Here is a 24,106-nt window from a genome sequence, read left to right as displayed (position 1 = left end):
GACCTATCAGTATTCCCTTTACTGTGCTTTACACCGATAAATACTAATCATTTTCTGTCCAAGTATAACTTTACAAGTGCTGAGAAGGATTCAATGCTCCGTAACCTGTCCATATTAAGATCTGCATCGTCAATCTCAATATCGAATTCCTCTTCTACCTCAACTAAAATAGATAATGCGAGGATTGAATCAATTCCAAGTGTAAGAAGGGGAGTACCATACTCCAGGCTCCTTGCCTTTTCCTCATCCCTTACCTTTGAAACAATAATTTTTTTAATTTTTTCCTCAATCGTCATGACTTCACTCATTTACATAACCCCCTCTATTCAATGTTAATCTGCAAATACGGCTGTTCGCTCCGTCAACAATATATAACCTGCCTTTTTTATCTGTTTTCAACCCACACGGATTTGAAAGGCGAAATCCCATTATGTCTTCTTCAACACTGCTACCTGCTGTACCGTCACCTATCAGTGTATAAATAAGGTTCCTATCTGAAGGAATCATACGTACACAACTATTTGAGCACTCAGCAATAAATATGTTTCCAGCTCCATCCACATGCACTGCCTCCGGGCGGTTAATGCTTGCTTCCCACGGCAGTCCGCCATCTCCGCTGTAGCCTGCTATTCCGGTACCAGCCACCGTCTGGACAATCCCCGTAATCCCATCAATCCTGCGGATACGATGATTACTATAATCCGCCAGATATATGTCTCCGGTTTTCCTGTCAATATCTATCCCGTAAATTTCCGAAAAGGACGTATCCAAAGCAGGTTTGCCGTCTCCGTTATAACCATGCTCTCCTGTCCCCGCATATGTTGTTATTCCGCCATTTTGATCCAGTTTTCTTATAACAAAGTTGCCGAAATCAATAATATAAAGGTTACCATATTCATCCACAGTCGCTCCGCTTGGCTTATTCAATTTCGCCCTTGTTGCCAAACCGCCGTCTCCTTCATAACCTGCCTCACCTGTGCCTGCTACTGTTGTAATAATGCCACTTCTCATATCGTACAGTCTGACAACATTATTCTGTGTATCAGAAATGTACAGTTTATTTTTATAAAAACTCAGCCCAGTGGGCTTATTCAGGCTTGCCTGTACCGCCTTGCCACCGTCTCCTGTATAGCCAAATTTTCCATTACCGATTATCCGTGTTACGTACCTTTCACCGTCATACATTAAAATTGAATGTGTATCCTGGTCAACAATGTAAATACAACCCTCATCATCAATATCAATTGCCTGAGGTTCCCATAAACGCACGGAGGATTTTTCCGCCTTGCTGTCCAAGAATCCATATTCGCCATACTGTCCCAACACCACATCTACTCTCGCATTCAAATCGAATAATATGCGACTGGAATTTCCTTTTTCCTGCCTTGGATAAAGGAATACTTTATCACGCCAGTATGCTTTTGCGAGAAAAAGTGCAACATTCGCTTTTTTGATTACCCCGTACAGGCTTTCTCCGTCTTCAGCATACATGGAAATTCCTGCACTAAAGGTCATTGAAACGTTTGCATACTCCCGCTTGCAGTTAGCTGCAAACTTTTGCCTTCGAAACTTTTTTTTCACATCGGTTATGATCGGTTCCAGCTCATATTTTGAGGTGTACGGTATACATATAAGGTATTCATCGCCGTCAGACTTCCAGATATGTGAATTGTAAGGCAAATAATTACGAAAAAATTCGTTTATATTTTCTACTATGCCATGTATTTCATCCGGTTCAAATTTTTGACAGTATCTAATCAAATTGTCAAGGTCAATTGAAATTATGCTGTAAGTTTCAGCCATTCCTATATGCTTCCTTATCTCATCCAATGGCCAGTTAATCATCGAATCTTCTACCCTTTCCACTTACAAGTCTTGTCGGCACGTTCAGTCTTTCTACACGTACTGTGCTGCTTCTCCGGTTTCAACAACCCGTATTCTCCCGTTTGTGCCGTCTATCTCAAGCCACTGGCCCTCGGTGAGCATCTTTGTAGCAACATCATTAAAAACTACCACCGGTACCTTATATTCTCTAGCAACAACAGCCCCGTGGGACAAAATATTTCCATAGTTCATAATTATTCCGCTCACAACACTCAAAACAGGCGTCCAGCTCGGATGGAAACTGGATACCACAAGAATATCTCCCTGTTCAACATTTCCCAAATCTTTGACTGAACCTACCATCCTGACCTTTCCTATCGCTTTTCCCGGACTGATACCAACCGCTTTGTAGCTTTTCTTTCCACCGGATTTCTGCAATCTATACAAATCCATACTTTTTATCAAATACGGGGGAGTAATTTTCATATTTTTTTCATAGGTTTTCTTTCTTAACGCGGTAATCCGCTTATAATCCTTTTCACAATCATTTGAACCCATGTCACAAACGGAATAAATTTCGTCGATAGTTAAGTGGAATATGTCATTTTTATCCGGAATAATGTGCTTTGTCTTCAGTCTCTCTCCAATTTCCAGCATTATTTTTCTGATGAGAACCCAGCTTTTATCAAAGTAATACCTTTGGTTTTCCCTTAATGCCATGTACTCAGCCGTAAGCCTAATCAGCCAAAGAAATTTTCTGTATTTTATATACTGCTTAAATTTACTCTTGTTTAGCTGTTTAGAATATTCAAGTACCTTTTCCCGGTAATTGCTGTTTTCTTCCGCGTTATCCTTCTTTAGTACATTTTCCTTACTATTTATTATCAAATACTGTTTAATAATCTCAATCACATAAGACGGCTCCTCCACCCAGTGCGGATAATATAAATCATCACAGCCGGTTCCGCGGTGTCCGTGCTTTTGAATGAAAGAGTCAAATTTGTCTTTAAACAATCCGTATATGCTGTTTAACACCAGCTCACCGTATATCTGATCTGCACTCTTATGTAAAAACAGCTGCAATGTGCCGCTATCACTGTGAGCCAATTCTGCCAGTTCAAAAAGCTCTTTATTTACATTTACGGTTATATTTTTTGCTTCTGCTGATTTTACCAGATCAATTATCTTTTTTCGTTCAGGCATATCATATAGTTCGCTGTCCAACAGGTTATAGCATACCTGAGCCAGCCCTAGAAACTGGTAATGATCCCTTCCGATATAATTACAAAATACATCAATTACGTTCTGGAGCTTTAGCCGTAATTCACTAATACTCATTTTTGTAAGGTTGAAATCACTAAAATTAATAATAAGCCTGTCATATTTGTTTAATCTTCTATACCAGTTTTTATATCCTAATAACATAAGCCTGATAATCTTCAGCTTCTTATATAAATTCATTAAGCCCTTCTTTTTAAACGGTACATTGTCGTAATTCTCTCTTTGAAATTTAAAATTCCAGTAAACCCGATTAAACAGGAACACTAACGGTTTTTCCTTAAAAAAGCTACCTTTATGCTTATTATAAAAACTAAGATACACATTACTCTGCCAACATTGGAGCAATGACAAATAACAGACTGTTGCGGCCTCCGAAAACCTGTCCAGCAGGCTGCATTCCAAATGATCTTCTATATTATCGTCATATAAAATATCGCTTGCCTTCTCCTCCTTTGCATACCGGCTTACCGGTCTTGTCTGCAAAATATATATATCCTCTCCTTTTATTGTCCATTCTATATCACAAGGCATTTCATATATACGCTCTATTTCTAAAGCTGTATTTGTCAGCTCCTTAATTTTCTGCTTTGTCAATACAGGTTCATACCATTGATTCTTTGAAATTGTGTCTACCTCGATATCAAATGATCTTTTACCCGCTGTATATTTCAGGGTTTTTTTCCCTATTCTATCCTCCTGTACCTCTCCTCTGCGGTTTATGAGAAAATAATCCGTTGCTGCTGCTCCGTCCACCACCCCTATATTCAACCCTTTACATGCTTCAATAACCAATTCTTCCTTATTTAATGATATTGGATTCACTGTGAAAAAGACACCGGAGCTTTCTCCTTCAACCATAACCTGCAGTATCACTCCGATACCATTAAAATTAATTTCATTATCCTTCCTGTACTTTATTGCATGATCAGAAAAATACGATGCCCAACATTTTTTTACCGCAAGCTCAGCATCACTATATGTCCTTATATTCAGAAAGCTTTCATATATGCCGGCGCATGAGGTATTATCACTATCTTCATCTATCCCGGAAGATCTCACTATAATCGGGTATTTCCCGCCAGAAGAAAGTTCTTCCCATACATTCCGAATTCCATCGCGGATATTTTCCGGAAAGTCCAACTGCAATATTTGATCCTGAATTTTTTGAGCTTGAAGATTATTTAAAGAATCAGTCCAATAAACATCATTTAATAAACCCGCAGTCAACGCATATGCATCCGGTATTCTTAACCCTTTTCTGTGCAGCTCAGCTAGACGGACTGCCTTCATACCAACATCCCTGCTATTGCTCAATGAAATTTGTCCAAGGTGAAAAATATAGTCAGTCATATTAATCATACCTCTCTGTTTCAGGTTTACCTTTTGTTATTCCACTTAATATTTTCTATGTTCTATCATTTGAAGCAGGTTATGGATATCACTTAATTTGTCTACACAGTAAAGAGGCGGTGCTATTTCCTCATTCAAAGCCTGTCCATTCCTGTTAACCCATATTGTTTCAATTCCGGAATTGCCTGCACCATAAATATCATCCACCATGGAATCTCCAATCATCAGAAGCTCATTTGGCTTCATACCTATAGACTGCATAGCATATTCAAAAAATCCGGGATCTGGCTTATAGCTCCTTGCATCTTCCGATGTACAAATAAAATCAAAGGTGAATTCATTCCTGCTTATTGACCGGTTAAGAATATAATTATCTGCATTTGTAAAGAGACCTACTTTGTATTCCGTCCTTAACTGACTCAGTATGTAATGAGAATCTTCGTACGCCTCCGGTGATGAAAAAAGACCTTCGATGAAGCATCTGAACATTTCATCAAATGGTTGTATACCAAAATACTCGCAGGTATTTTTTAGACTGATGGTATGTATATCAATACTAAGATTGAAATCAGGTTTTGTACCTAAAATTGCACGATTTCTTGTAAATTTACTATAAAATTTTTCACTGTCTACGTTAAAATGGTTATCGTTAATAAATTCGAAAATCCACTTTTTTACCATCCCATATGGCTCATCCATTCTCACCAAAGTCATATAATAATCAAAGCATATTGCCTTTTTCCCTCTATTCATAACAATCCCATTTTTAACTTTCTTCCTTAAATTTAAAACATTCCTGTGGTACTTTCATAAGTACTACCTTTGGCAATGGGGGCATATAAATGAAGCGGTCGATCCTGCTTTAATTTTTTCTATCGGAATACCGCATTTAGGGCATTCTTTTCCTTCTCTGTAGCCTACAAGAAATTCTTTAACTAACCCGTTTTTATTATAAATGTCTTTCTCATATGCCAATCCGCCCAATTCAGCAGCAGATTTCAGATAATCCATTATTACATAATGAAGGAGAACTCTCTCTTCCGGTGTAATATCAGGTATTTTCCGGTTCGGGTGTAGCCCTGCCTTAAATAGGATATCTTGAATATATACATTTCCGATACCTGCTACGTTCCTCTGATCCAGAAGAAAGGACTTGATATTTCCTCTCTTGTCGGCAAGTAACGCATTAAATCTTTCAAAGGTAAATTCTGCTTTGTCGAAAGGCGATAATCCAAGGGTGTTTGTCATTTTGTGAAAAATAAGTTCACCAGATTTTACTCCATGAATGTAGCCAAACCACCAAAAGCTTATTGTAAGATAAAAGTTGTCAGTAAAATCACATCTGAACTGATACTTTTCCGGCAATGTTTTAATATTACTGTGGTATAAAAGGTTCCCCCCCATACCAAGGTTTAACAATAAATAAGCCCCCGATTCGAACCTTACAAAAATCCATTTCCCTTTAGCTTCACAAGCCTTTACAATCTGATCGGTCAACAATATCCTTAAGTCACTGACAGAAATGTTCAAACATTTCTCCTGTCTTACTTCGAGTTCTTTTATTTTCTTACCTGTAATCTCTCGGTTTAATTGCATTGCCAGGTTATAAATCTCTGGTAATTCCGGCATATTATTACCTCATAAGTTATATTGTTTTGGGAAATATTGGCAAGAGCACTTCATTTAATCTATTAATCCAAAACCTAACGAAAGAACTTTTATTACTAAATAATTACTGATCCAAAATTTTTAGCATATTTTCCCAAAATTTTAAAAAGTATTATAATATTTGAATTTTCTTCCTTTACTTATATATATTACTATTTTCTCTCCAAAAAATCAATTTTTTTTTACATTAAATATAAACCTTGAATGAAAAACTAATTTCCACTTAGTTAATATGGCGATTTTTGAAACAAAACCTCTATTTTTTTGGTTTTTCTGTCTATTTTTATTTTTACATTTCAAAAATAGCGGCTATAAAGCTATAAATATTGTCCTTGGTTGATTATACAGTCAAGTATTTTTTATAAAATACTATATGTCATCAGAACTATACTCTCCGTGTGCCTTGAAGGAAATAAAAATACCGCCTGAATCTTGGTAGATCCATGGCGGCAGGGATATTCGCAATTGCTTTGCCGGCTGGCACTAATGGAAATGCTTTTTTACTCTTCCAACAGATAATTGTTCTCGTCATTGGCAGGCTCCAGTGTTCTGATTTCAAAAGATTTGCATCCTGAAGCTATGAAAGGATCAGACTTTGCAATATTCGTTGCTTCGGCCAAATCTTCTGCCAAAAAGATGACCATTCCTCCGGGGTAATCCGTAAAAGGTCCGCAAAATACAAGTTTAGCTTGATTCTTTAATTTTTTCAAGTGTTCCACATGGTTCTTTATGAGTTCCTTATTTATTGGCTTTACATTGTTCATCAAATATACATACGTCATTGTCCGGCCTCCTCTGATCTGAAGATTCTTTTCATCAATTACTTTTCCGCACCATATTCCTTAAGTAAATCAATAATGGCAAGACAGTCCTTTTCATCAGCAGGCGGAGTATTATACTCAGGAATGTATTTATATATTGTATCCTCGTATTCCAATAATTTCACACCATCTGAATCAGTCACATCCGGATCTGCTCCATATTTAAGCAATAGTTCCACTGCTTTTACCTCTCCCGCTCTGCATGCCCAAACAAGATATACATTCCCTGCATAATTCCTGTAATTTGGATCTGCCCCCTTTGACAGAAGTAATTCTAAAATATCATAATGACCATTACCGATAGTCTGCTCAACCGGCGTACTACGATTAGGACCCTCTCTGTCAGGATCAGCTCCATATTCAAGCAGCAGCTTAACCATATCATAATTTCCTGCGCCGCATGCCAGCCAAAGAGGTGTTGCATAACCTTCATCCGATATAAAATTTCCTCCAATCAGCTTATAATCATTGGAATCTGCAGGAACGCCCCCTTCAAGAAATTGTTTAAGAAGTTCGTAGTCCTCATTGGTTACTGCATTAGCTAAAAAGTATTTTTCCCTTCTGTCTTCCTCCAGTGAGGCCAGTCCCCCAAGAGTACAAAAAATAATTACTATGATTATCGGCATTGCCGTCATTATTGTTCCTATGCCAATCATGATCTTAGGACTTTTTTTATTTTCGCCTTTAGACTGATATTTCTTTTTCTTTATATTTCCGGCAATAAGCAGAATTATACCAATTATTAGTGAAATAAGCATCAATGCAGCTATGATCAATAATATTATAAATCCAAGAAAAAATGTAACTCCCATTTTTCCATCCTCCGTCAAATTCCGATTCGTCACTGTGTCGAGTTACTATGATCAGCCTATAAAAAAACACTCGGGTTATTCGGAATAACCATTCTAATTATACTATATTTTTCCAATATTTGCAGTATCAATATACAATCTTTGCATTTTTATGCCGGATGACATTCCGTATTGCATTTATATCCACGGGAGGATCGTCATCAACAAAAAGTTTAAATACTTTATTATGGAATTAAGAAATAAAATGGAAGAAATGCTCTGCAGGATAATAAAAACAGACCGGAAGCTGTATAAGGAGACCGGTGATAATAGCACGATAGGCTATGCCATCCGATATATGGAGAATAATTTTAACAAGGATATAAGTCTTGATATGGCTGCAAATCAGGTGTCAATGAACAGTAATTATTTCAGTTCTCTTTTCCGGAAGAAAACGGGATATTCTTTCGTCAAGTATCTCCAGAAACTAAAAATTGAGAAAGTAAAAAAGCTTCTGTCAAACCCGTTGAAGCGGAACTATGAAATTGCTGCCGAAACAGGCTTTGAAAATGACAAGTATTTCTGCAAGGTTTTCAAAGAGCTGACAGGGTTAACTCCCCTGGAATACCGAGAGCAGCTGTTCCGCAGAACCGACATGCAGTAAATCCTGCACCCAGGACTTTCTGCCGTGACTTTTTCAACCGGCGGCAGATATTTTATAAACCGCACAAAATGTCACCCATCATTATTGAATAGTACATTATAATTATATTATTGCAGAGAAAAAACGCAAAAAGGAGTGACTGTAAATGAAAGATACTCTTAAGCTTTATCAGGAGCATGATGTTATGACAGAAATTAAAACCATGAAACATATGGTTACGGATATACCAAAGGATATCGGAACTATTGTCTCTTACGTACAAAATATTCTATTGCATCAGCATTGGAGCAAAGCTTATGGCTTGGAACTCAGCGAGGAAAGAAAGAAGGAACCGTTACTGCGGAGCTTCGAAGAGAAACTTGTTTTTTTGAATGAGCTGGGTTTCATTCACGTTTCCGAGCATAGAACAAATGAAAATAAAATGGTATCCATATGCCGTGACTTTTCAGTAGCTGCTGTGGCACTTTGCCGTGAAGCCGGTATACCTGCCAGAGCAAGGTGCGGCTTCGCGAGCTACTTTGAAAAAGGCAAGTATATCGACCACTGGGTACTTGAATATTGGAATGAAGAGAAGAAAAAGTGGTTAATGGTGGATGCGCAACTGGATGTTCTTCAGCAAAAAGCTCTTGAACTGACTTTTGATCCTCTGGATGTAAGTGAGAATTATTTTATCACTGCTCCAAAAGCCTGGTTGCTGTGTCGGGAAGGAGTCTTTAATCCTGACTTGTTCGGCATTTTCAAATGGTGGGGATATGATTATTTAAGATGCAATCTAATTCTTGATGCCAATTCATTACTTAAGGTACCTATGCAGCCCTGGGATTCATGGGAAGGATATAAGAGCCTTCCCATGAAAGAATGGACAGAAAGAGACTATAAGGTTATGGATGACTTATCCATGCTTACCGTAAATGTCGACAATAATTTTGAAGCCCTGTACAAATATGTCCAAACCAATGGTAAGATTAAAGTACCTGAGAATTTTAGTGAAGTTACAATTAGCCACGGATAAGGTGATGTTTATATGTCCTATATATATTCCCTGGAAAAAGCTATAAATTATATTGAGCGTCATTTATATGAGGAAATTGATTTATCTTATATCGCAAAAGAAGCAGGCTACTCTCTTTATCACTTCCACCGTATTTTTAAAAGTGCAGTAGGAGATTCTCTCAAGGACTATATCAGGAAAAGAAGAATAACGGAGGCGGCAAAGGAGCTGGTATATACCGACAGGCCTATTATGGACATTGGTATAAAATATGGCTATGAATCAAGGGAAGCCTTCAGCAGGGCCTTTGAAAAAGTTTATGGAAGAAATCCCTCTGAAGTACGAAACAGGAAATTGCTCTACTGTATAAGGGAGCCCATGAATTTCGATTACATGATGTTTAATTATAAACTAATGAAAGAGGGGTTGTCTCCCCTATACAGGAAGCTTCCGGAGAGATACATAGCAGGCAGAAAATCAAAAATGAAGGCAGATGGGAGCAACCTTCAGGACATACCGCTGCTGTGGAATAAGTGGTATGTCGAAAAGGAAGGTGAAAAAATTACAGAGCGGAAGTTTGCAGATGAATGTATGGGCGTTTGCATATTTTCTGACGGAGAATTTTTTGAGTATATGATAGGCCATGAGGTGAATTCCACGAGCCATGTCCCTGAGAATATGGAGCTATATAGACTGGCCCCTTCGTTTTATGCTGTTTTCAAAACCCTTGGCCCAATAACCGAAAGTGTGCAAAAGACCTGGGATTATATATATTCGGTATGGCTTATTGAATCAGAATATGAGCATGCCGGTACTCACGATATTGAATATTACTATTATAATCAGGGAGTACTCACCGCAGACCTATATGTGCCAATATCCTCAAAAAACATGAAATGACTGAGGGATGACGCACTATCTATTTTTTCAGCCTATTTTTGCTCCGTTTTCACTTCAAAACCACATTTCGTCATCATTATTATTGTTTTTACGTGTGTTGAACAGTCAATAAAGATGCCTTTTGAAGCTGTGGGGCTTTAGCGGAAGGATTCATTTGTTAGTATAGTTTGAATTTATAGTAATACAGATGACGGTGAATGTGAACTCATAATAAAAATAAGCAAAGCACACTACAAAACTTGGGCGTAGGATGCCTTACTTATTCGTTGCTATATTCTAAATTTATTTACTTCGCCATTTTATGGATAAAATCAACTTCATACTGCCGTTCACCGTATTTTTTTTCGTTGTCAGTAATAGTACCCTCTGTAAGGGTGATACGCAGAACGATTGAGTTCGGATTGTCTTCGTCACCAACTTCATCGAACCAGTCGAAGATTCTTTTAAATTTCGCTCTGATTTCCGCATTCTTCTCGTCCTTGACCCAACCGAGATTTTCAGCTGTGCCATGGATATACCTGTAGATGGTGAAATTGTAATTGTTCTGGGGCAGGCAGAGGCTGCGCGGAAGATATTTGGGACACAAAAACAATTCAGAATATCACCCTTTTTAAATTCCGTATTTACATTGATTAAATCTTAGTTTCATTTTCAAAATGCATATATTAATCTCTCGTTCTCTGTAAGTTTCTATCTGAGTCTTCCAAACTGCGTAGATGAGTCGATCCAAAAGTACTGACGCGACAATAAGCAGCAACTCTAATCTTTTTATTTTCTTTTTTCATCAAAAATGTGAGGTTTCTACGATGGACATCAGTATAACTTCCAAAAACTAAAATGCTCAAGTCTGGCTAAATAGGGGACTTTAGTATAGAAACGGCAGCCGATATTGGACATTCTCAAAAGAATACCGTCGTTCCATTTTGGGCACAATCACCATTAAGAGGTGATTTATCTTGAACGAACTCTTAAACGCGGCCGCCAGAACATTAATCGGTTTCGCAATTCTATTACTGTTTACACGCCTCACGGGCAAAAAGCAACTCAGTCAGATGACCATATTCACATATATTACCGGAATCACTCTCGGCAGCATGATTGGCGAAATGGTTATTCATGGCGGTGTTGAGTTCGTGGAAGAGATTATAGGCGTGACACTCTGGGGTATTTTCAGTTTCGTAGTAGAATATGTCGGATTAAAAATCCCGTTTATGCGTGTCGTGCTGGATAGTGAACCCACCATTGTGATCAAGCGTGGTGAAATTCAAGTCAAAGAGTTACGCAAAATGCGGCTGAATATGGATGACTTAACTATGCTATTGCGTGAAAAGGATGTGTTCACTGTCCGGGATGTTTGGTATGCCATCCTGGAGCCCCACGGCGAATTGAGCATTGTTAAAAAAGCCCCTAAACAATCAGTATTATTGGAAAACATAGGTTTGCAGCCACAAAATCCATCCCATTTGCCAGGTGAGTTGATTACCGACGGAAAACTAATAACAAAAAATCTTTTGGAGTTTGGGAAAACAGAAGCATGGCTTACGCAAGAACTGTCCAAACAAGGTATTACAGCCATAAAGCAGGTGTTTTATGCTGAATTATCTGAGGATGGTACATTATTTATTCAAAAAAAGTAATTTTAGTGCGAGGCCAATATTTTATAGGTACTATAAAATATTGGCCTAAAAAATTAGCTATGAGAAGTTTGTTTCATCTAATTAATAATACTTAATACTATAAACCCTCTATGGCTGTTTCAAGGGTGTGCCACGGCATAGCTGCGCATTTGACCCGCGCGGGCAGATTTGAAACACTTTTTAACGCGGTGGCTTCCTCAAGCGGCTCCAAATCCCGGTCATTTGTTACTTTACGCTGTATCATTGCGGTAAATAATTCCGCGAGCTGCCTCGCTTCCGGTAAGGATTTACCTTTTACCAGATCAATCATCATAGAAGCCGACGCCTGTGAAATCGCGCACCCCACACCAGTAAAAGAAGCGTCCGCAATTTTCCCATCTCTGACCAGAAGCTCCAGTTCTATTTCATCGCCGCAGCTTGGATTTTTTCCCGCAAGGGTAACGCTGGCCTGCTCCAGATGCCTGCGGTTTCTCGCGGATGTGCTATGCTCGGTAATAACTTCCGTATAAATCTCATTTAAGTTCAAGTCCCAGCACCTCCCTGACTTTGCATATGGATTCTATCAGAATATCAATATCATCCCTTGTGTTGTAAAAGCAAAGGCTGACCCGGCAGGTAGCGTTCACTCCCATATGCCGCATAAGCGGGTGAGCACAATGGTGTCCTGACCGTATCGCCACATTGTCCGCACTGAGTATCGTCGATACGTCGTGCGGATGCGCTCCATCAATATTGAAGGAAATGATGCCTGCGCGGTTATTTCCGCTTTCCTTGCCATAAACTGTAACATGAGGAATGGAATGAAGCCGTGTAAGCGCATATTGTGTCAGTTTACTTTCAATCTGTCCAATCCGTTCATAGCCGATGCCTTCCAGATAATCAATGGCCGCGTGCAGGCCAACCGCGCCCTCCACATTTTGCGTACCGCCTTCAAATTTTGATGGACCTTCCGCAAAAGTTGCGGCCTGTTCACTCACATCGTCCACCATTCCGCCGCCGAAAAGAAGCGGTTGCATTTTACGCAAATGCTCTTTTTTTCCGTACAAGACGCCGATACCCGTCGGAGCGTACAATTTATGCCCCGAAAACGCCAGGAAGTCCACATCCAGTGCCCGCACATCAACCGGCATATGCGGAATGCCCTGTGCCGCGTCCAGCACGACGACCGCACCAACTTCACGGGCCCTTCTGACAATTTCCCCAAGAGGGTTGACGATTCCCAGCACATTGGAAACCTGTGTAACAGCAACGATTTTAGTGCGGGCGTTTATTTTCGCGGAGATTTCTTCCAGCGGCAGCTTTCCATTTTCATCGGTGTAAAGATACCGGAGCCGCGCGTTCCTTGTTTTTGCTACGGCCTGCCACGGAATCAAATTACTGTGATGTTCCGCAATGGAGATCAAAATTTCGTCGCCCTCCCGGATGTTATCCAGCCCGTAGGAGCTTGCCACAAGATTGAGTGATTCGGTGGTTCCTTTGGTAAATACGATTTCCTCCGGGCTGTCCGCACCGATAAACTCCGCGACCTTTTCCCGCGCAGCCTCATAAACTTCCGTTGCCTTTTCACTCAGGGGATACGCGCCGCGATGAGGATTGGCGTTGTATTGCTCGTAATATTCTTTAACAGCTTCAATTACCTGTGCGGGTTTTTGCGTGGTGGCCGCGTTGTCAAGGTATACAAGCGGCTTACCGCCCGCCGTGCTGTTTTTCAGTATTGGAAAGTCATCCATATAGTTAGTCCGCATTGTTTAACGCCTCCTGTATTGACGCGGTTATTTCTTCCCGCAGGTTTTCCGGCTCTATTTTTTCCAAAACAGAGCTGAATGATGCCAGCGCGATCAGCTTGCGCGCTTCTTTCTCGTCGATGCCGCGGCTCATCAAATAAAACAGCTTCTCCTCGTCAATCTTTCCTGTGGTGGTAGCGTGCTGGCCATCCACGTTGTCCTCACCGCATAAGAGCAGCGGCGCCGAAAGATTGACAGCCTGGGGACTGAGTGCCAGCACACTTTCTTCTTCCCGGCCTTTTGCGCCCGCCGCGCCGGAGATAAAGTCCAGTGTGCTTTTTGCCGTCTTGCGGGCGTTGTCCAGCAGCGCGCCGCGGAGTGAGATGCTCCCCTGCGTATTTTCACCCCGATATTCAATGCGATAGTTCATATCCAGTTCCCGCTCATGGTTCACAATATAAACGCTGTCCAAGTCACCGGCCGCGCTGTTTCCGGCGAGCTGCACACTACAGCCTGAAACGGATTTTTTTGCTCCAAGCTCGGCTAAAACTACAGAGGCATTTGCGCCGGCCTCCACATTTATCTCTGTCGCGTCAACGCCCATGTGATTCTCGGCCAGCATTTGCAGTTTTATCAACCGTATGCTGGAGTCCGCTTTCACGTCAAGTGTCGTATACCCGCAATGAAAGCAGTCCGAGCCTCCGTCCGACATATATCGTAAAATAATGCTCGCGCTGCTTCCGGCTTCAGCGCTGATGAATAATTCATCCGACAAAAATGCGTTGTCCCGGTCAAGATAAAAGTTCAGGATCACCGGCTCCTTCGCCGTAAACCCCTCCGGTATTGTAATATGCAATTTGTAATTGCAGAGCCTTTGCACATAGCCCAAAGTGTCACCGAGTATGGCAGGCGCACTCCCCCGAAGCTCAGCCGGGGCTTCCTTCCTGATCCGGATCCCCGCATATTCCTTTTGCAGCGGGTTCCCCGTGTAAGCGGACATCTCCTCAAATGCAATCATCACCGAGGTATCATTTATTTTCAGCGCATTCCATGTGGGAATCTGCAGCCTATTGATTTTTCCCAAAATATTTTTTTCCATTTCAGCCTCCTAACCGATGCTGCCCTCAAATTCCAACGTCACCAGCCTGTTCATTTCCACGGCGTATTCCAGCGGAAGCTCTTTGGCGATCGGTTCCACAAAACCCCGTACAATCAGCGCTTTCGCCTCATTTTCGCCAATGCCCCGCGTCATCAGGTAAAAAACCGTTTCCTCGCTGATTCGCCCGATCTTTGCCTCATGGCCGATGTCCACCTCGTCATTTCTTATATCCATGACGGGTATCGTGTCGGAGCGGCTGTCGCTGTCCAGCATAAGGGATTCGCAGCTAACGCTGGATTTGCTGTTTTTGGCCTCGGGCAGAACGGTAATGGCACTGCGGTAGATCGCCTTCCCGCCGTTTTTGGAGATAGACTTTGAACTCACCATTGAGGATGTGTTCGGCGCAGCATGGACAACTTTTGTACCGGTATCCAATTCTTGCCCGGCACTTGCGAAACTGATACCTGTAAACTCGCTCCTCGCGCCTTCTCCCCGTAAAATGCTGGTGGGGTACAGCATGGTTATGTGGGAGCCGAACGTGCCGGAAACCCACTCAATCGCACCGTTTTTTTCTACTGCCGCGCACTTGGAATTGAGGTTCATCATATTCCTCGACCAGTTTTCGATGGTGGAATACCGGAGCGTGGCGCCCTGGCCCACATAAAGCTCCACACAGCCTGCATGCAGATTCAGTACGTTGTACCTCGGAGCGGAGCAGCCTTCGATAAACTGCAGCCTTGCGCCTTCCTCCAGAATAATCAGCGTATGCTCGAACTGCCCCGCACCCGGCGCGTTCAGCCGGAAATAGGATTGCAGCGGCATACTGACTTCAACGCCTTTCGGAACATACACAAAGGAACCCCCTGACCAGACTGCTCCGTGCAGCGCCGCGAATTTGTGGGACGCGGCTGGAATCAGCTTCATGAAATGTTTTCTCACGACCTCCTCATACTCATGGAGGGCGGTGTCCATATCGGTGTAAATCACACCCTGCCGGCGCATTTCGTCCTTGATGCTATGATAGACAACCTCGGAATCATACTGCGCCCCCACGCCGGAGAGGGATAGCTTCTCCGCTTCTGGGATGCCCAGCCGGTCAAAGGTCTGCTTTATTTCGTCGGGAACCTCGTCCCAATCATTTGTCATCCCGGTGTTCGGGCGCACATAGGTTACAACCTGATCCATGTCCAGTTCATGGAGGCTCGGCCCCCAGCTTGGCAAAGAAGTCCGCCCGTAAACCTCCAGGGAACGCAAACGGTGCTCCAGCATCCAGTGCGGCTCGTTCTTTCCCAAGGAAATATCGGTGACAATTTCAGCGGTCAGACCTTTCGATACCTTGTACGCAGCGTTTTCCGGGTTCGGGGTATCATAGGCGCTGCGATTGATCTCCGCGACCTGTGTTTTTTTTCGCTCCATCACGACACCCCCTCGATTGATTTGGAGGGGGTGAGAGCCGTGAATCCGCTATGGTTCACCTCGTCAATCAACGAAGCGCCTCCATTTTTGACAATCTGACCGTCAACCAAAATGTGAACGGCGTCCACCTTAATATTTTCTAAAATTTTCGTGCTGTGAGTGATAATCAGCAACGCGTTTTTTTCATTTTTATAGCCCCGCACACCTTCTGATACCGTCTTGACTGCATCAACATCCAGTCCGGAATCGGTTTCGTCCAGGATTGCCAGCTTTGGGCGAAGCGCCAGCATTTGCAATATTTCGTTTTTCTTCTTTTCGCCGCCCGAAAACCCAATATTCAGATGCCGTGCGGCATAACTCTCGTCAAAATCCAGACGCTCCATGAGTGTCAGCAACTCTTTGTGAAAGTCCCACGCCCGTTCGCTCTTGCCCGTGACAGCAAACCTCGCCGTCCGTAAAAAGCTTTCAACTGTGATGCCGGCAACTTCTTCGGGATTTTGAAAGGTCATAAAAAGTCCCTTTTTTGCCCGCTCATCCGTTTTGGCGTCGGTGATGTCCTCACCGTCAAATACGATGCTGCCCTGTGTCACCACATAATCCGGGTGTCCCATGATGACATTGGCCAGCGTGGATTTCCCCGCGCCGTTTGGTCCCATGATGACATGAGTTTCACCGGCATTTATTGTCAAATCAAGTCCCTTAAGAATATCGTTAGCACCCACGCGGGCTTTTAATCCTGAAATTGTAAGCATGCTCATTCCTTCTTTCTCTCTACGCTGCTCCTGCAGCCAGCATCCGACCGGCAGGCAAATTCACTGACCGGCATACATTCTTTTATCTTTTCCAAAAAGTCAAAAATCACCTTGGCGTCGGCATCACTGAGAGAGCAAAAATACTGGCATAATTTTTGATTCGCTTCCTTGTGATACTCCTGATGCCCCCGCCTTATCCGCCCACCTTCCGTAGTTAGCCTGTAATACTTCTCCTTTTTGTTCCCCGGCATGGTATACTGCTCAATCAGCTTCTTTTTGAACAGCTTGCCCGTAACCTGTGTAACTGCGCCCTGTGTGATGTCCAGAATTTCCGACAGTATACGAGCATTCGCCTGGGGATTCTCATGGATTGCCTCAATCAGGTTCATCTCTGCATGATATAACAGATGGGTTTCATTATATTTTCGCGGACGTCTCTGTTCCTCCACGACAATGCCGACAATATCAAGCAAGCCGCCAATTAGTTTACATTCCATATTTTCGTCCCTTCCTCCGAATTGCTTCATCACTAAAACATATCCAAAACCATTATATTCACGGTGTTTCAATATTCATTTTAGTTTTACCTACGAATTTATTATAGCTCCTATAAAATATGCCGTCAATATACTTTAGCTACTAAAGTATATTGACGGCATATTTCCCTCGCTAATTATTCATATATGCACATTTTCCATGTATAGAATCATTCAAATATTCGAGAAAACCTGCATCAATCAGTCTATTTTCTATCCACTTTCCTGCAATTTTGGTATAACCCTCAGTTCAGCACTATTTCGTGCCTTGCTGAGAGTTATATTTTGAAGTCCTGTTACGTTATTAAGCTGAGGGGTAATACTTTTATTAAACCTTGCTCTCCAATATTGCTACACCCTTGGCCTCAAGTGTGACCGCACCTTCCATATCACTGCCCGTAATGAGATCATGGTATTTTTCATCCCAAAGGTTAACACTGACAGCATGCGGATTGTGGTTGAGAATAAAAGTATATTTAAGGTCTCCCTTAAATCTTTCTGTAATTTCCACTCCCCTTCCGGCGTCCAATGCTGATGCAATTCCGTTGTCAATACATATCTGCTTGAAAAAGCTGTCAATAAAGCCTTGTTCAGGGTCTGAGGCTATATAATAAGCCTTTCCGCTTCCAAACTCATTTTCTGTAACAACAGGCATTCCGGCGTAGAAATCCTGACCATATGAAGCTATTTCACAGGCTGTTTCAAGGTGTATAAGGTCACATAAAAGTCCGCATTCATAAGTACCGCTTATTTCGCCATAAGGCTTTTTAACAACAATTCTATTTTTATTCCCCGGGAATAAAGCATCAATCTCTTCAGCCCAGATTCCAAGTACCTCTCTTAATTCACCCGGATATCCCCCCAAGGTAACAAGATCATTTTCATTTACAATACCGCTGAAGAAGGTCGTTGCAAAAGTACCTCCCTTTTTAACAAAATCGGTTATATTATCAGCTGCTCCCGGTTTTACCATATAAAGCACGGGTGCCAGCACAACCTTATACCGTGACAGGTCAGCTGTAGGCTTTATGAAATCAACAGATATATTCATGCAATAGAAAGCCTTATAATATTTTTCTATCTGTTCAATATATTTAAGATATATGGTCGGACCGCTTGAAAACTCCACCGCCCACCAGTTATCCCAATCAAACATGATTGCAACCTGTGATTTAAGTCTTGCACCAATAAGCTTGTCACCAAGCTTTTTCAACTCTTCCCCAAGCTGGGTGCATTCTCTGAATACTCTGGTGTTTTCATGTCCTGCATGCTCTATTACAGCTCCATGATATTTTTCACAGGCACCAAAAGAACGTCTCAGCTGGAAGAACATAATTGTATCAGCACCATGAGCCATAGCCTGATAGCTCCAGAGCCTCATAACCCCCGGCCTTTTCAGGCTGTTGAAAGGCTGCCAGTTCTGCTGGCTGGGGGTCTGCTCCATCAGCATAAAAGGCTGTCCGTCTTTCAGGCCTCTCATCAGATCATGTCTTAATGCTATATTACTCTCAGGGTCATTCATTGAAGGGTAGTTATCCCAGGATACTATATCCATATTTTCTGCCCACTTATAATAATCCAATGGTTTGAAGGTTCCCATTAGATTTGTTGTAATGGGCACATTTGGGGTTATTTTTCTTATTACATCAAATTCGCCTTTATAACATGCAAGTGAAGAATCGGACATAAATCTGTTATAGTCTATGGATATTCCCTGGAAACAGGTGCTGTCCCTGGGATAACCGTTCCAGGTATCTTTGAACATTTCGTTCAGATATGAAGGCGGTACAATTTCATCCCAGTCATATACTGTATGTCCCCAGAAGCTCATGTTCCATCTCTTGTTAACTTCTTCAATTGTACCGTATCTTGCCCTTACCCATTCTCTGAACTCCTGGGCACAGTGTTCACAATAGCAGTACACACCGTATTCATTTCCGATATGCCAGATAAACAGTGCCGGATGATCTTTGTATCTCTTTGCAAGCTGCTCAGCTAGGGCAACGGAATATTTTCTGTAGGTTTTATTGTTCGGACAGAAATTAACCCTTCCGCCATGTGTTCTTTTATGACCTGTTATATCAACAGGCAGCATCTCTGGATATTTTTTTGACATCCAGGCCGGCTGAGCTGCAGTTGAGGTTGCCAGACAAACTTTCATTCCACTTCTGGCTACCAAATCCATTATTTTGTCCAGCCATCCAAAATCGTAGGTCTCTTCATTGGGTTGAAGCTTTGCCCAACTGAATACCGGCAGGGTAACAATATTTATTCCTGCTTTTTTAAAAAGTCTCATATCCTCTTCCCAGATTTCTTCAGGCCATTGGTCGGGATTATAATCCCCTCCGTACATAACTCCCGGAAAATTAAGCATAATTCTTCCTCCTTAACATTTATTATTATGAAAATAAAAAAATGAATTATAATTATATTACAAGTATATATTGTCTTAATTGCTTTATAAATCATATAATATTAATATAATATATAATTATTTTAACAGGGAGAAAACAAATGAGTGTTCTAGTTTTTCCTATTATATCTGAAAATGACAGTAAACTTCCGTTCTATATCAAAAGTGTCGGAATTCAGGACAGCCAGGAACATATAACCCGCCCGGAAGGTTATCCTGAATTTCATTATCTCCATACCTGCTCAGGAGAAGGAAAACTCATCATAGACGGGAAGGAATTTACCTTAAAACCCGGTTCGGGGTCCTTTTTCACACCCAAAGTCCCACATGAATATTATTCTGCAGGCGGGGCATGGAAGACCTATTGGATAACCTTCGAGGGTTATGCGGTAAGTGAACTGTGCCGCAACATATTCCACGGCGATTGGACCGTATTTACTCTTGGAAATCAAACTGCAGTTGAAAGTCATCTGGATAGGACCTGTGAAATTGCTGCTCTCAAAGATTTTTACAGTAATCATAATTCATCGGTTCTTCTGTATGAGTTTTTGATTTTACTGAAATCAAATATAAATGAGAGTACTTATCAGTTAAAGCCTTTTATAAAAAATCAGCTTCAGACAGTAACAGAATATATAGAAAACCATTACGGCATTTGTATCACACTGGAAGATCTCTCTTCTATTATCAATGTCACTCCCCAGCATTTGTGCAGACTGTTCAAGCAGGCTTACAACATGCGGCCCTTTGAATATGTAACCCGCTACAGGCTCAAATGTGCCAAGGAATTACTTTTAAACAGCAATGATTATACTGTCAAAACAATTGCAGAAATGGTGGGTTATAATGATACAAGTTATTTCTGTGCCACCTTTAAGGAGTATGAGGGATGTTCGCCCCTGGAATTCAAAAAGAGGCTGCGTACTTAAACAGCCTCCCGGTTCCGGATAAATATTACTCCTTTACAGCACCTGCGACAATTCCTGCAAAGATAAACTTCTGAAACACTATATAGATAAAAACCGTAGGTATGAGTACTACTATAATTGCAGCACTCAATATCTCCCAGGAACCTGCTCTTGAGCTGCTGAAATCCATCAGCGTTGTGGTCATGGTTCTTAATTTGCTTGAGGGCATATACAGATATGGAATATACATGTCGTTCATTATATCCACTGCTTTTATGATACCAAGAGTAGCGGTAGCCGGAAGCAGCAGAGGAAAGATTATTCTGAAGAATATTCCGAAATATGAGCAGCCGTCCAGCATTGCACTTTCATCTAACGATACCGAAATTTTTTCTACAAACTGAGTATAAATATAAATTTGCATAAGATCTGTTGCCGCATAAATTATAATGGGTGCAAACATGGTATTGTAAACCCCAAGTGAGTGCAGCAGCGGAAATCTTGCTATTTCGGTAACATATACAGGTATTACCATACCGATGACAAACAAGGCCATTATTACCTTTTTGAATCTGAAATTAAATCTGTTCAGTGTAAAAGCAGTCATTGAACCCAGAAAGGTATTGAGAACAAGACTTACAACCACAATTAAAACCGAATTTTTAAAACCCAGAAGGATCTTACCCCTTGTAAAAACTGTGATATAGTTCTCCAGATAGCTAAAGGAAGGCATCTTCAACGGGAAATCAATGCCGATCTGGGCCGCCGTCTTAAAAGATGCGAAAACTGTAATTATAATGGGCAAAAATACAATTACCGTGATTATGCACATTATGATGTAACTGAGAACACTAGTTATCCTGACATGTTTACCATTTATTACAGAAGGTTTTACCGTACCCACTGAATTTTGAAGCTTCATAAATTATCCCCTCCCAACTTTCTTGAATAGACCCTTTTGTATCCAGCTCAGTATTATTATCATTATCAAGAGGGTTACACCCATTGAAGAAGCCATACCAAAGTTATTGTAAGAAAATGCCGTGTCTATGGTATACAGGGTAAAGGTGCTGCTGGCGTATCCCGGTCCCCCCTGGGTAACCAGAAAGGGTATGTCAAATACCTGCAAAGCTCCTCTCATGTTCTGGAAAAGAACAAAATCAATTACAAGAGCTATGCTTGGTACAATAATTTTCGCATATTTCTGAGAAGCATTGGCACCGTCTATAACTGCGGCTTCCAATATATCCTTTGGTATGGACTGCAGTCCTGCAAGGAACAGAACTACATGGAAACCTGAAAATCTCCACAGTGATATTACAACAAGAGAAAAATTAACTATTTTCTCGTTGCTCAGCCAATTCTGCTGTGCCCATTCCAAACCCACAGCCTTAAGCATTTCATTCAACGCCCCGTTATAAGGACTATAGAAAAATGAAAATGCGTATGCTATTGCAACTCCGTTTACTACATAAGGTAAAAAAGTTATTGTTTTAAAAAAACCCTTTGCTTTAATCCTGCTGTCTAATATTATTGCGATCATAAGTTCCAAGGGTATAAACAACAAATGTACTAAGAAGTATATACCATTATTCTTTAATGATATCCATACATCTCCGGAATTAAATATCATTTCCTTGTAATTTTTAAATCCTATAAATTCTTTAGCAGCACTTATTCCATCCCAGCTGGTTAAACTGTTAATAAAAAGTTGAATTGCCGGATATACTACAAACATTAACAATAGAATGACAGGAATAAATAGAAAGCATACAATAAATATACGTTTTTGAACAGCCAAGGTGTTCATAGTGCTATCATCTCCTAACTTATATATATAAAAGGCGGCTTTGAGCTTTTTGCTTTTATCAATCAGCTCTCGGCCGCCTTTTAACAGTTATATAATCGATTTATTTACTTGCTCTGGCAGCTTTCCATGCTTTATTCAAGTCTTCCATCATTTTGTCGAGATTCTTGCCAGCCATCATTTCCTGGCCCATCTTCTTAACATCAAACTTTGTAGCAGCCTGAATTTTCTGGAAATCTGAATTACCACCGTCATAAACCACAAAGTTTACATCAGGTTCAGCATCATAAGCCTGTTGGAGTACAGGATCAAGTTCAACCTTCAAATCCTTTACAACTGAAACCAGTCCTCTGTCTTTCATGTATGCAGAATAGAAATCCTTGCTGAACAGGAAGTTTATAAATTCTTTTGAAGCTTCCAGGTTCTTTCCGTCTTTAGGTGTAGCAAAGAAGCCGTCAACTGTAGTTATAGTGTTCAGTTTATCACTTGTACTGTTCTTTACAGGCAGGAAGAAGGTACCTATATCATTTGTATCTGACACTGCCTTCTTAGCATCTCCCAGGAACCATGCTCCTGCTGCAATCATCGCACCCTTTGAACCGAACATTGTCTTAACCTGGTCAAAACCTGCTCCTAATGGATCTGAACCAAAAGGTTTTGCATCATATAACTTCTGGATCTTTGAGTAAGCTATATAGAAAGGCTTATCCTTTGAGAAGGGTTCGTCCATACCCGCCATTGTATTCCAGATTGCTCCGTCATTTGCTTCCAAAGCAGGCATATATTCATTGAAAGGATAATCAGGCCATGCATCCTTACCACCCATGAGTATCGGTATGTATTTATTGCCTGCTTTAATAGTGTTGCATACATTTATGAATTCGTCCCAGGTCTTTGGTACCTGTAAGTTGTATTCCTGGAATATGCTCTTTTTATACCATACAAATTCATTGAACATACATTCAGGAACTCCAAGGATATTTCCGTCAATTGCAAACTTGTCGGCGTACATATTAATTTTAGCAGCTTCGATATCATTCAACGGTGCCAGAGCATCCTTGAAATCGGCCAGCATGTACGCCTTCATAGGCATAATATCAGGTAATTCATTAGCAGCTTTTCTGATTTTAAGGGCATTTTCAAACTCTCCCGAGTCTTTTACCTTTTCAATTTCTACTGTAATATTGGGTTTCACTTTTTTAAAAGAACCTACAAGATCCAGCTTTGTGTAAGAATCATTTGCCTCTGTTGAGAATACCATATACTTGATAGTTACAGGTTCTCCGGTTGGAGCCGGTGCAGATTCGGAAGCCACAGCCTGTGAACCTGAAGAACTTACCGATGCAGCTGAATCTTCGGACTTGCTTCCACAGCCCGCAAGTACCGAGCTGGTAACTACACATACGGCCAACGCCATTAGAATATGCTTTTTCAAACCATTAATTTTCATATAACCTCCTCAAAATTTAATACATTTAACCCTTTTTGCAAGGCATCTTTTATGATTAAATTATATCCATTCAC

23 protein-coding genes are annotated in these 24,106 nt (G+C 41.1%); 5 read left to right on the top strand and 18 right to left on the bottom strand.

Annotated elements, in window-relative coordinates; all coding sequences use genetic code 11:
- Window positions 1-47: 47 nt before the first annotated feature.
- The 7 genes from T344_RS27555 to T344_RS29605 all read right to left on the bottom strand — a co-directional run bounded on the left by T344_RS27555 (window position 48) and on the right by T344_RS29605 (window position 7,756).
- Window positions 48-308 carry an acyl carrier protein gene (locus T344_RS27555; protein ID WP_034860605.1) on the bottom strand — a complete coding sequence of 87 codons (261 nt, stop codon included), beginning with the start codon at window positions 306-308 and terminating at the stop codon, window positions 48-50.
- Window positions 301-1,845 carry an NHL domain-containing protein gene (locus T344_RS29615; protein WP_051571570.1) on the bottom strand — a complete coding sequence of 515 codons (1,545 nt, stop codon included), beginning with the start codon at window positions 1,843-1,845 and terminating at the stop codon, window positions 301-303. Before T344_RS29615 ends, T344_RS27555 begins: the two co-directional genes overlap by 8 nt.
- A 51-nt stretch (window positions 1,846-1,896) precedes the next feature.
- Window positions 1,897-4,455, bottom strand: a complete 2,559-nt coding sequence (locus T344_RS0104170) for a PEP/pyruvate-binding domain-containing protein (RefSeq protein ID WP_027627661.1) — start codon at window positions 4,453-4,455, stop codon at window positions 1,897-1,899.
- Window positions 4,456-4,500: 45 nt separating this feature from the next.
- Window positions 4,501-5,208, bottom strand: coding sequence for an HAD family hydrolase (locus T344_RS29610; RefSeq protein ID WP_051571568.1), 708 nt, complete (start codon window positions 5,206-5,208; stop codon window positions 4,501-4,503).
- A gap of 63 nt (window positions 5,209-5,271) precedes the next feature.
- A complete protein-coding gene (locus tag T344_RS0104160; RefSeq protein WP_027627660.1) occupies window positions 5,272-6,084 on the bottom strand; it encodes an Fpg/Nei family DNA glycosylase in 813 nt (270 codons plus the stop codon).
- Between the two features lie 539 nt (window positions 6,085-6,623).
- Entirely contained in the window at window positions 6,624-6,905 is a 282-nt protein-coding gene (locus T344_RS0104155) for a YciI family protein (RefSeq protein ID WP_027627659.1), read from the bottom strand.
- Window positions 6,906-6,943: 38 nt separating this feature from the next.
- Complete coding sequence (locus tag T344_RS29605; RefSeq protein WP_027627658.1) at window positions 6,944-7,756, bottom strand: ankyrin repeat domain-containing protein; 813 nt, start codon at window positions 7,754-7,756, stop codon at window positions 6,944-6,946.
- A gap of 226 nt (window positions 7,757-7,982) precedes the next feature.
- On the opposite strand from T344_RS29605, the gene T344_RS27535 reads away from it, so the two are divergent.
- From T344_RS27535 to T344_RS0104135, 3 genes are all read left to right on the top strand, one after another.
- Window positions 7,983-8,399, top strand: a complete 417-nt coding sequence (locus T344_RS27535) for a helix-turn-helix domain-containing protein (protein WP_027627657.1) — start codon at window positions 7,983-7,985, stop codon at window positions 8,397-8,399.
- A 145-nt stretch (window positions 8,400-8,544) separates the two neighbouring features.
- On the top strand, window positions 8,545-9,411 hold the full coding sequence (locus T344_RS0104140; protein WP_027627656.1) for a transglutaminase-like domain-containing protein: 867 nt from the start codon (window positions 8,545-8,547) through the stop codon (window positions 9,409-9,411).
- Between the two features lie 12 nt (window positions 9,412-9,423).
- Window positions 9,424-10,290 carry a helix-turn-helix domain-containing protein gene (locus T344_RS0104135; protein ID WP_027627655.1) on the top strand — a complete coding sequence of 289 codons (867 nt, stop codon included), beginning with the start codon at window positions 9,424-9,426 and terminating at the stop codon, window positions 10,288-10,290.
- A 286-nt stretch (window positions 10,291-10,576) separates the two neighbouring features.
- Here the strand turns inward: T344_RS0104135 and T344_RS27530 are convergent, their stop codons facing one another.
- Window positions 10,577-10,882: a hypothetical protein gene (locus T344_RS27530; protein WP_242842026.1), complete on the bottom strand. Its 306-nt coding sequence runs from the start codon at window positions 10,880-10,882 to the stop codon at window positions 10,577-10,579.
- A gap of 364 nt (window positions 10,883-11,246) precedes the next feature.
- On the opposite strand from T344_RS27530, the gene T344_RS0104125 reads away from it, so the two are divergent.
- Window positions 11,247-11,927 carry a DUF421 domain-containing protein gene (locus tag T344_RS0104125; protein ID WP_027627654.1) on the top strand — a complete coding sequence of 227 codons (681 nt, stop codon included), beginning with the start codon at window positions 11,247-11,249 and terminating at the stop codon, window positions 11,925-11,927.
- 97 nt (window positions 11,928-12,024) lie between these two features.
- On the opposite strand, the gene sufU is transcribed toward T344_RS0104125, so the two are convergent.
- From sufU to T344_RS0104090, 7 genes are all read right to left on the bottom strand, one after another.
- Window positions 12,025-12,453, bottom strand: coding sequence for a Fe-S cluster assembly sulfur transfer protein SufU (gene sufU, locus T344_RS0104120; protein WP_027627653.1), 429 nt, complete (start codon window positions 12,451-12,453; stop codon window positions 12,025-12,027).
- Entirely contained in the window at window positions 12,440-13,672 is a 1,233-nt protein-coding gene (locus tag T344_RS0104115) for a cysteine desulfurase (RefSeq protein WP_027627652.1), read from the bottom strand. The genes sufU and T344_RS0104115 overlap by 14 nt, the downstream gene beginning before the upstream one ends.
- Window positions 13,662-14,750, bottom strand: a complete 1,089-nt coding sequence (locus T344_RS0104110; protein WP_027627651.1) for a SufD family Fe-S cluster assembly protein — start codon at window positions 14,748-14,750, stop codon at window positions 13,662-13,664. Before T344_RS0104110 ends, T344_RS0104115 begins: the two co-directional genes overlap by 11 nt.
- 9 nt (window positions 14,751-14,759) lie before the next feature.
- Window positions 14,760-16,166: a Fe-S cluster assembly protein SufB gene (sufB, locus tag T344_RS0104105; RefSeq protein ID WP_027627650.1), complete on the bottom strand. Its 1,407-nt coding sequence runs from the start codon at window positions 16,164-16,166 to the stop codon at window positions 14,760-14,762.
- The gene (gene sufC, locus T344_RS27525; protein WP_084331104.1) at window positions 16,166-16,918 is read right to left on the bottom strand and encodes a Fe-S cluster assembly ATPase SufC; all 753 of its coding nucleotides are present in this window, start codon (window positions 16,916-16,918) and stop codon (window positions 16,166-16,168) included. Before sufC ends, sufB begins: the two co-directional genes overlap by 1 nt.
- A gap of 2 nt (window positions 16,919-16,920) precedes the next feature.
- Window positions 16,921-17,415, bottom strand: a complete 495-nt coding sequence (locus T344_RS27520; RefSeq protein WP_162178019.1) for a MarR family winged helix-turn-helix transcriptional regulator — start codon at window positions 17,413-17,415, stop codon at window positions 16,921-16,923.
- A gap of 367 nt (window positions 17,416-17,782) precedes the next feature.
- Complete coding sequence (locus T344_RS0104090; protein ID WP_027627649.1) at window positions 17,783-19,828, bottom strand: beta-galactosidase; 2,046 nt, start codon at window positions 19,826-19,828, stop codon at window positions 17,783-17,785.
- Between the two features lie 140 nt (window positions 19,829-19,968).
- On the opposite strand from T344_RS0104090, the gene T344_RS29600 reads away from it, so the two are divergent.
- Complete coding sequence (locus T344_RS29600) at window positions 19,969-20,796, top strand: AraC family transcriptional regulator (protein WP_051571564.1); 828 nt, start codon at window positions 19,969-19,971, stop codon at window positions 20,794-20,796.
- Between the two features lie 25 nt (window positions 20,797-20,821).
- On the opposite strand, the gene T344_RS0104080 is transcribed toward T344_RS29600, so the two are convergent.
- From T344_RS0104080 to T344_RS27510, 3 genes are all read right to left on the bottom strand, one after another.
- Window positions 20,822-21,697, bottom strand: a complete 876-nt coding sequence (locus T344_RS0104080; RefSeq protein WP_340140757.1) for a carbohydrate ABC transporter permease — start codon at window positions 21,695-21,697, stop codon at window positions 20,822-20,824.
- Between the two features lie 3 nt (window positions 21,698-21,700).
- A complete protein-coding gene (locus T344_RS0104075; RefSeq protein ID WP_027627647.1) occupies window positions 21,701-22,585 on the bottom strand; it encodes a carbohydrate ABC transporter permease in 885 nt (294 codons plus the stop codon).
- Between the two features lie 100 nt (window positions 22,586-22,685).
- Entirely contained in the window at window positions 22,686-24,032 is a 1,347-nt protein-coding gene (locus T344_RS27510; RefSeq protein ID WP_051571562.1) for an ABC transporter substrate-binding protein, read from the bottom strand.
- Between the last annotated feature and the right edge of the window lie 74 nt (window positions 24,033-24,106).

The sequence above is a fragment of the Ruminiclostridium cellobioparum DSM 1351 = ATCC 15832 genome (assembly GCF_000621505.1).
Taxonomy (GTDB): Bacteria; Bacillota; Clostridia; order Acetivibrionales; family DSM-1351; genus Ruminiclostridium; species Ruminiclostridium cellobioparum.
This window is presented reverse-complemented; position numbering and strand designations above follow the sequence as displayed.

What these genes read in the sequence shown, in the direction of transcription:
- T344_RS29610 (WP_051571568.1), bottom strand. Translation starts at nt 5,208, where the DNA reads ATGAATAGAGGGAAAAAGGCAATATGCTTTGATTATTATATGACTTTG.
- T344_RS27535 (WP_027627657.1), top strand. Translation starts at nt 7,983, where the DNA reads ATGGAATTAAGAAATAAAATGGAAGAAATGCTCTGCAGGATAATAAAA.
- T344_RS0104090 (WP_027627649.1), bottom strand. Translation starts at nt 19,828, where the DNA reads ATGCTTAATTTTCCGGGAGTTATGTACGGAGGGGATTATAATCCCGAC.
- T344_RS0104170 (WP_027627661.1), bottom strand. Translation starts at nt 4,455, where the DNA reads ATGACTGACTATATTTTTCACCTTGGACAAATTTCATTGAGCAATAGC.
- T344_RS29615 (WP_051571570.1), bottom strand. Translation starts at nt 1,845, where the DNA reads ATGATTAACTGGCCATTGGATGAGATAAGGAAGCATATAGGAATGGCT.
- T344_RS0104115 (WP_027627652.1), bottom strand. Translation starts at nt 13,672, where the DNA reads ATGCGGACTAACTATATGGATGACTTTCCAATACTGAAAAACAGCACG.
- T344_RS27555 (WP_034860605.1), bottom strand. Translation starts at nt 308, where the DNA reads ATGAGTGAAGTCATGACGATTGAGGAAAAAATTAAAAAAATTATTGTT.
- T344_RS0104135 (WP_027627655.1), top strand. Translation starts at nt 9,424, where the DNA reads ATGTCCTATATATATTCCCTGGAAAAAGCTATAAATTATATTGAGCGT.
- T344_RS0104140 (WP_027627656.1), top strand. Translation starts at nt 8,545, where the DNA reads ATGAAAGATACTCTTAAGCTTTATCAGGAGCATGATGTTATGACAGAA.
- T344_RS27510 (WP_051571562.1), bottom strand. Translation starts at nt 24,032, where the DNA reads ATGAAAATTAATGGTTTGAAAAAGCATATTCTAATGGCGTTGGCCGTA.
- T344_RS27520 (WP_162178019.1), bottom strand. Translation starts at nt 17,415, where the DNA reads ATGGAATGTAAACTAATTGGCGGCTTGCTTGATATTGTCGGCATTGTC.
- T344_RS29605 (WP_027627658.1), bottom strand. Translation starts at nt 7,756, where the DNA reads ATGGGAGTTACATTTTTTCTTGGATTTATAATATTATTGATCATAGCT.
- T344_RS0104160 (WP_027627660.1), bottom strand. Translation starts at nt 6,084, where the DNA reads ATGCCGGAATTACCAGAGATTTATAACCTGGCAATGCAATTAAACCGA.
- T344_RS0104110 (WP_027627651.1), bottom strand. Translation starts at nt 14,750, where the DNA reads ATGGAAAAAAATATTTTGGGAAAAATCAATAGGCTGCAGATTCCCACA.
- T344_RS0104080 (WP_340140757.1), bottom strand. Translation starts at nt 21,697, where the DNA reads ATGAAGCTTCAAAATTCAGTGGGTACGGTAAAACCTTCTGTAATAAAT.
- T344_RS0104155 (WP_027627659.1), bottom strand. Translation starts at nt 6,905, where the DNA reads ATGACGTATGTATATTTGATGAACAATGTAAAGCCAATAAATAAGGAA.
- T344_RS29600 (WP_051571564.1), top strand. Translation starts at nt 19,969, where the DNA reads ATGAGTGTTCTAGTTTTTCCTATTATATCTGAAAATGACAGTAAACTT.
- sufB (WP_027627650.1), bottom strand. Translation starts at nt 16,166, where the DNA reads ATGGAGCGAAAAAAAACACAGGTCGCGGAGATCAATCGCAGCGCCTAT.
- T344_RS0104075 (WP_027627647.1), bottom strand. Translation starts at nt 22,585, where the DNA reads ATGAACACCTTGGCTGTTCAAAAACGTATATTTATTGTATGCTTTCTA.
- sufC (WP_084331104.1), bottom strand. Translation starts at nt 16,918, where the DNA reads ATGCTTACAATTTCAGGATTAAAAGCCCGCGTGGGTGCTAACGATATT.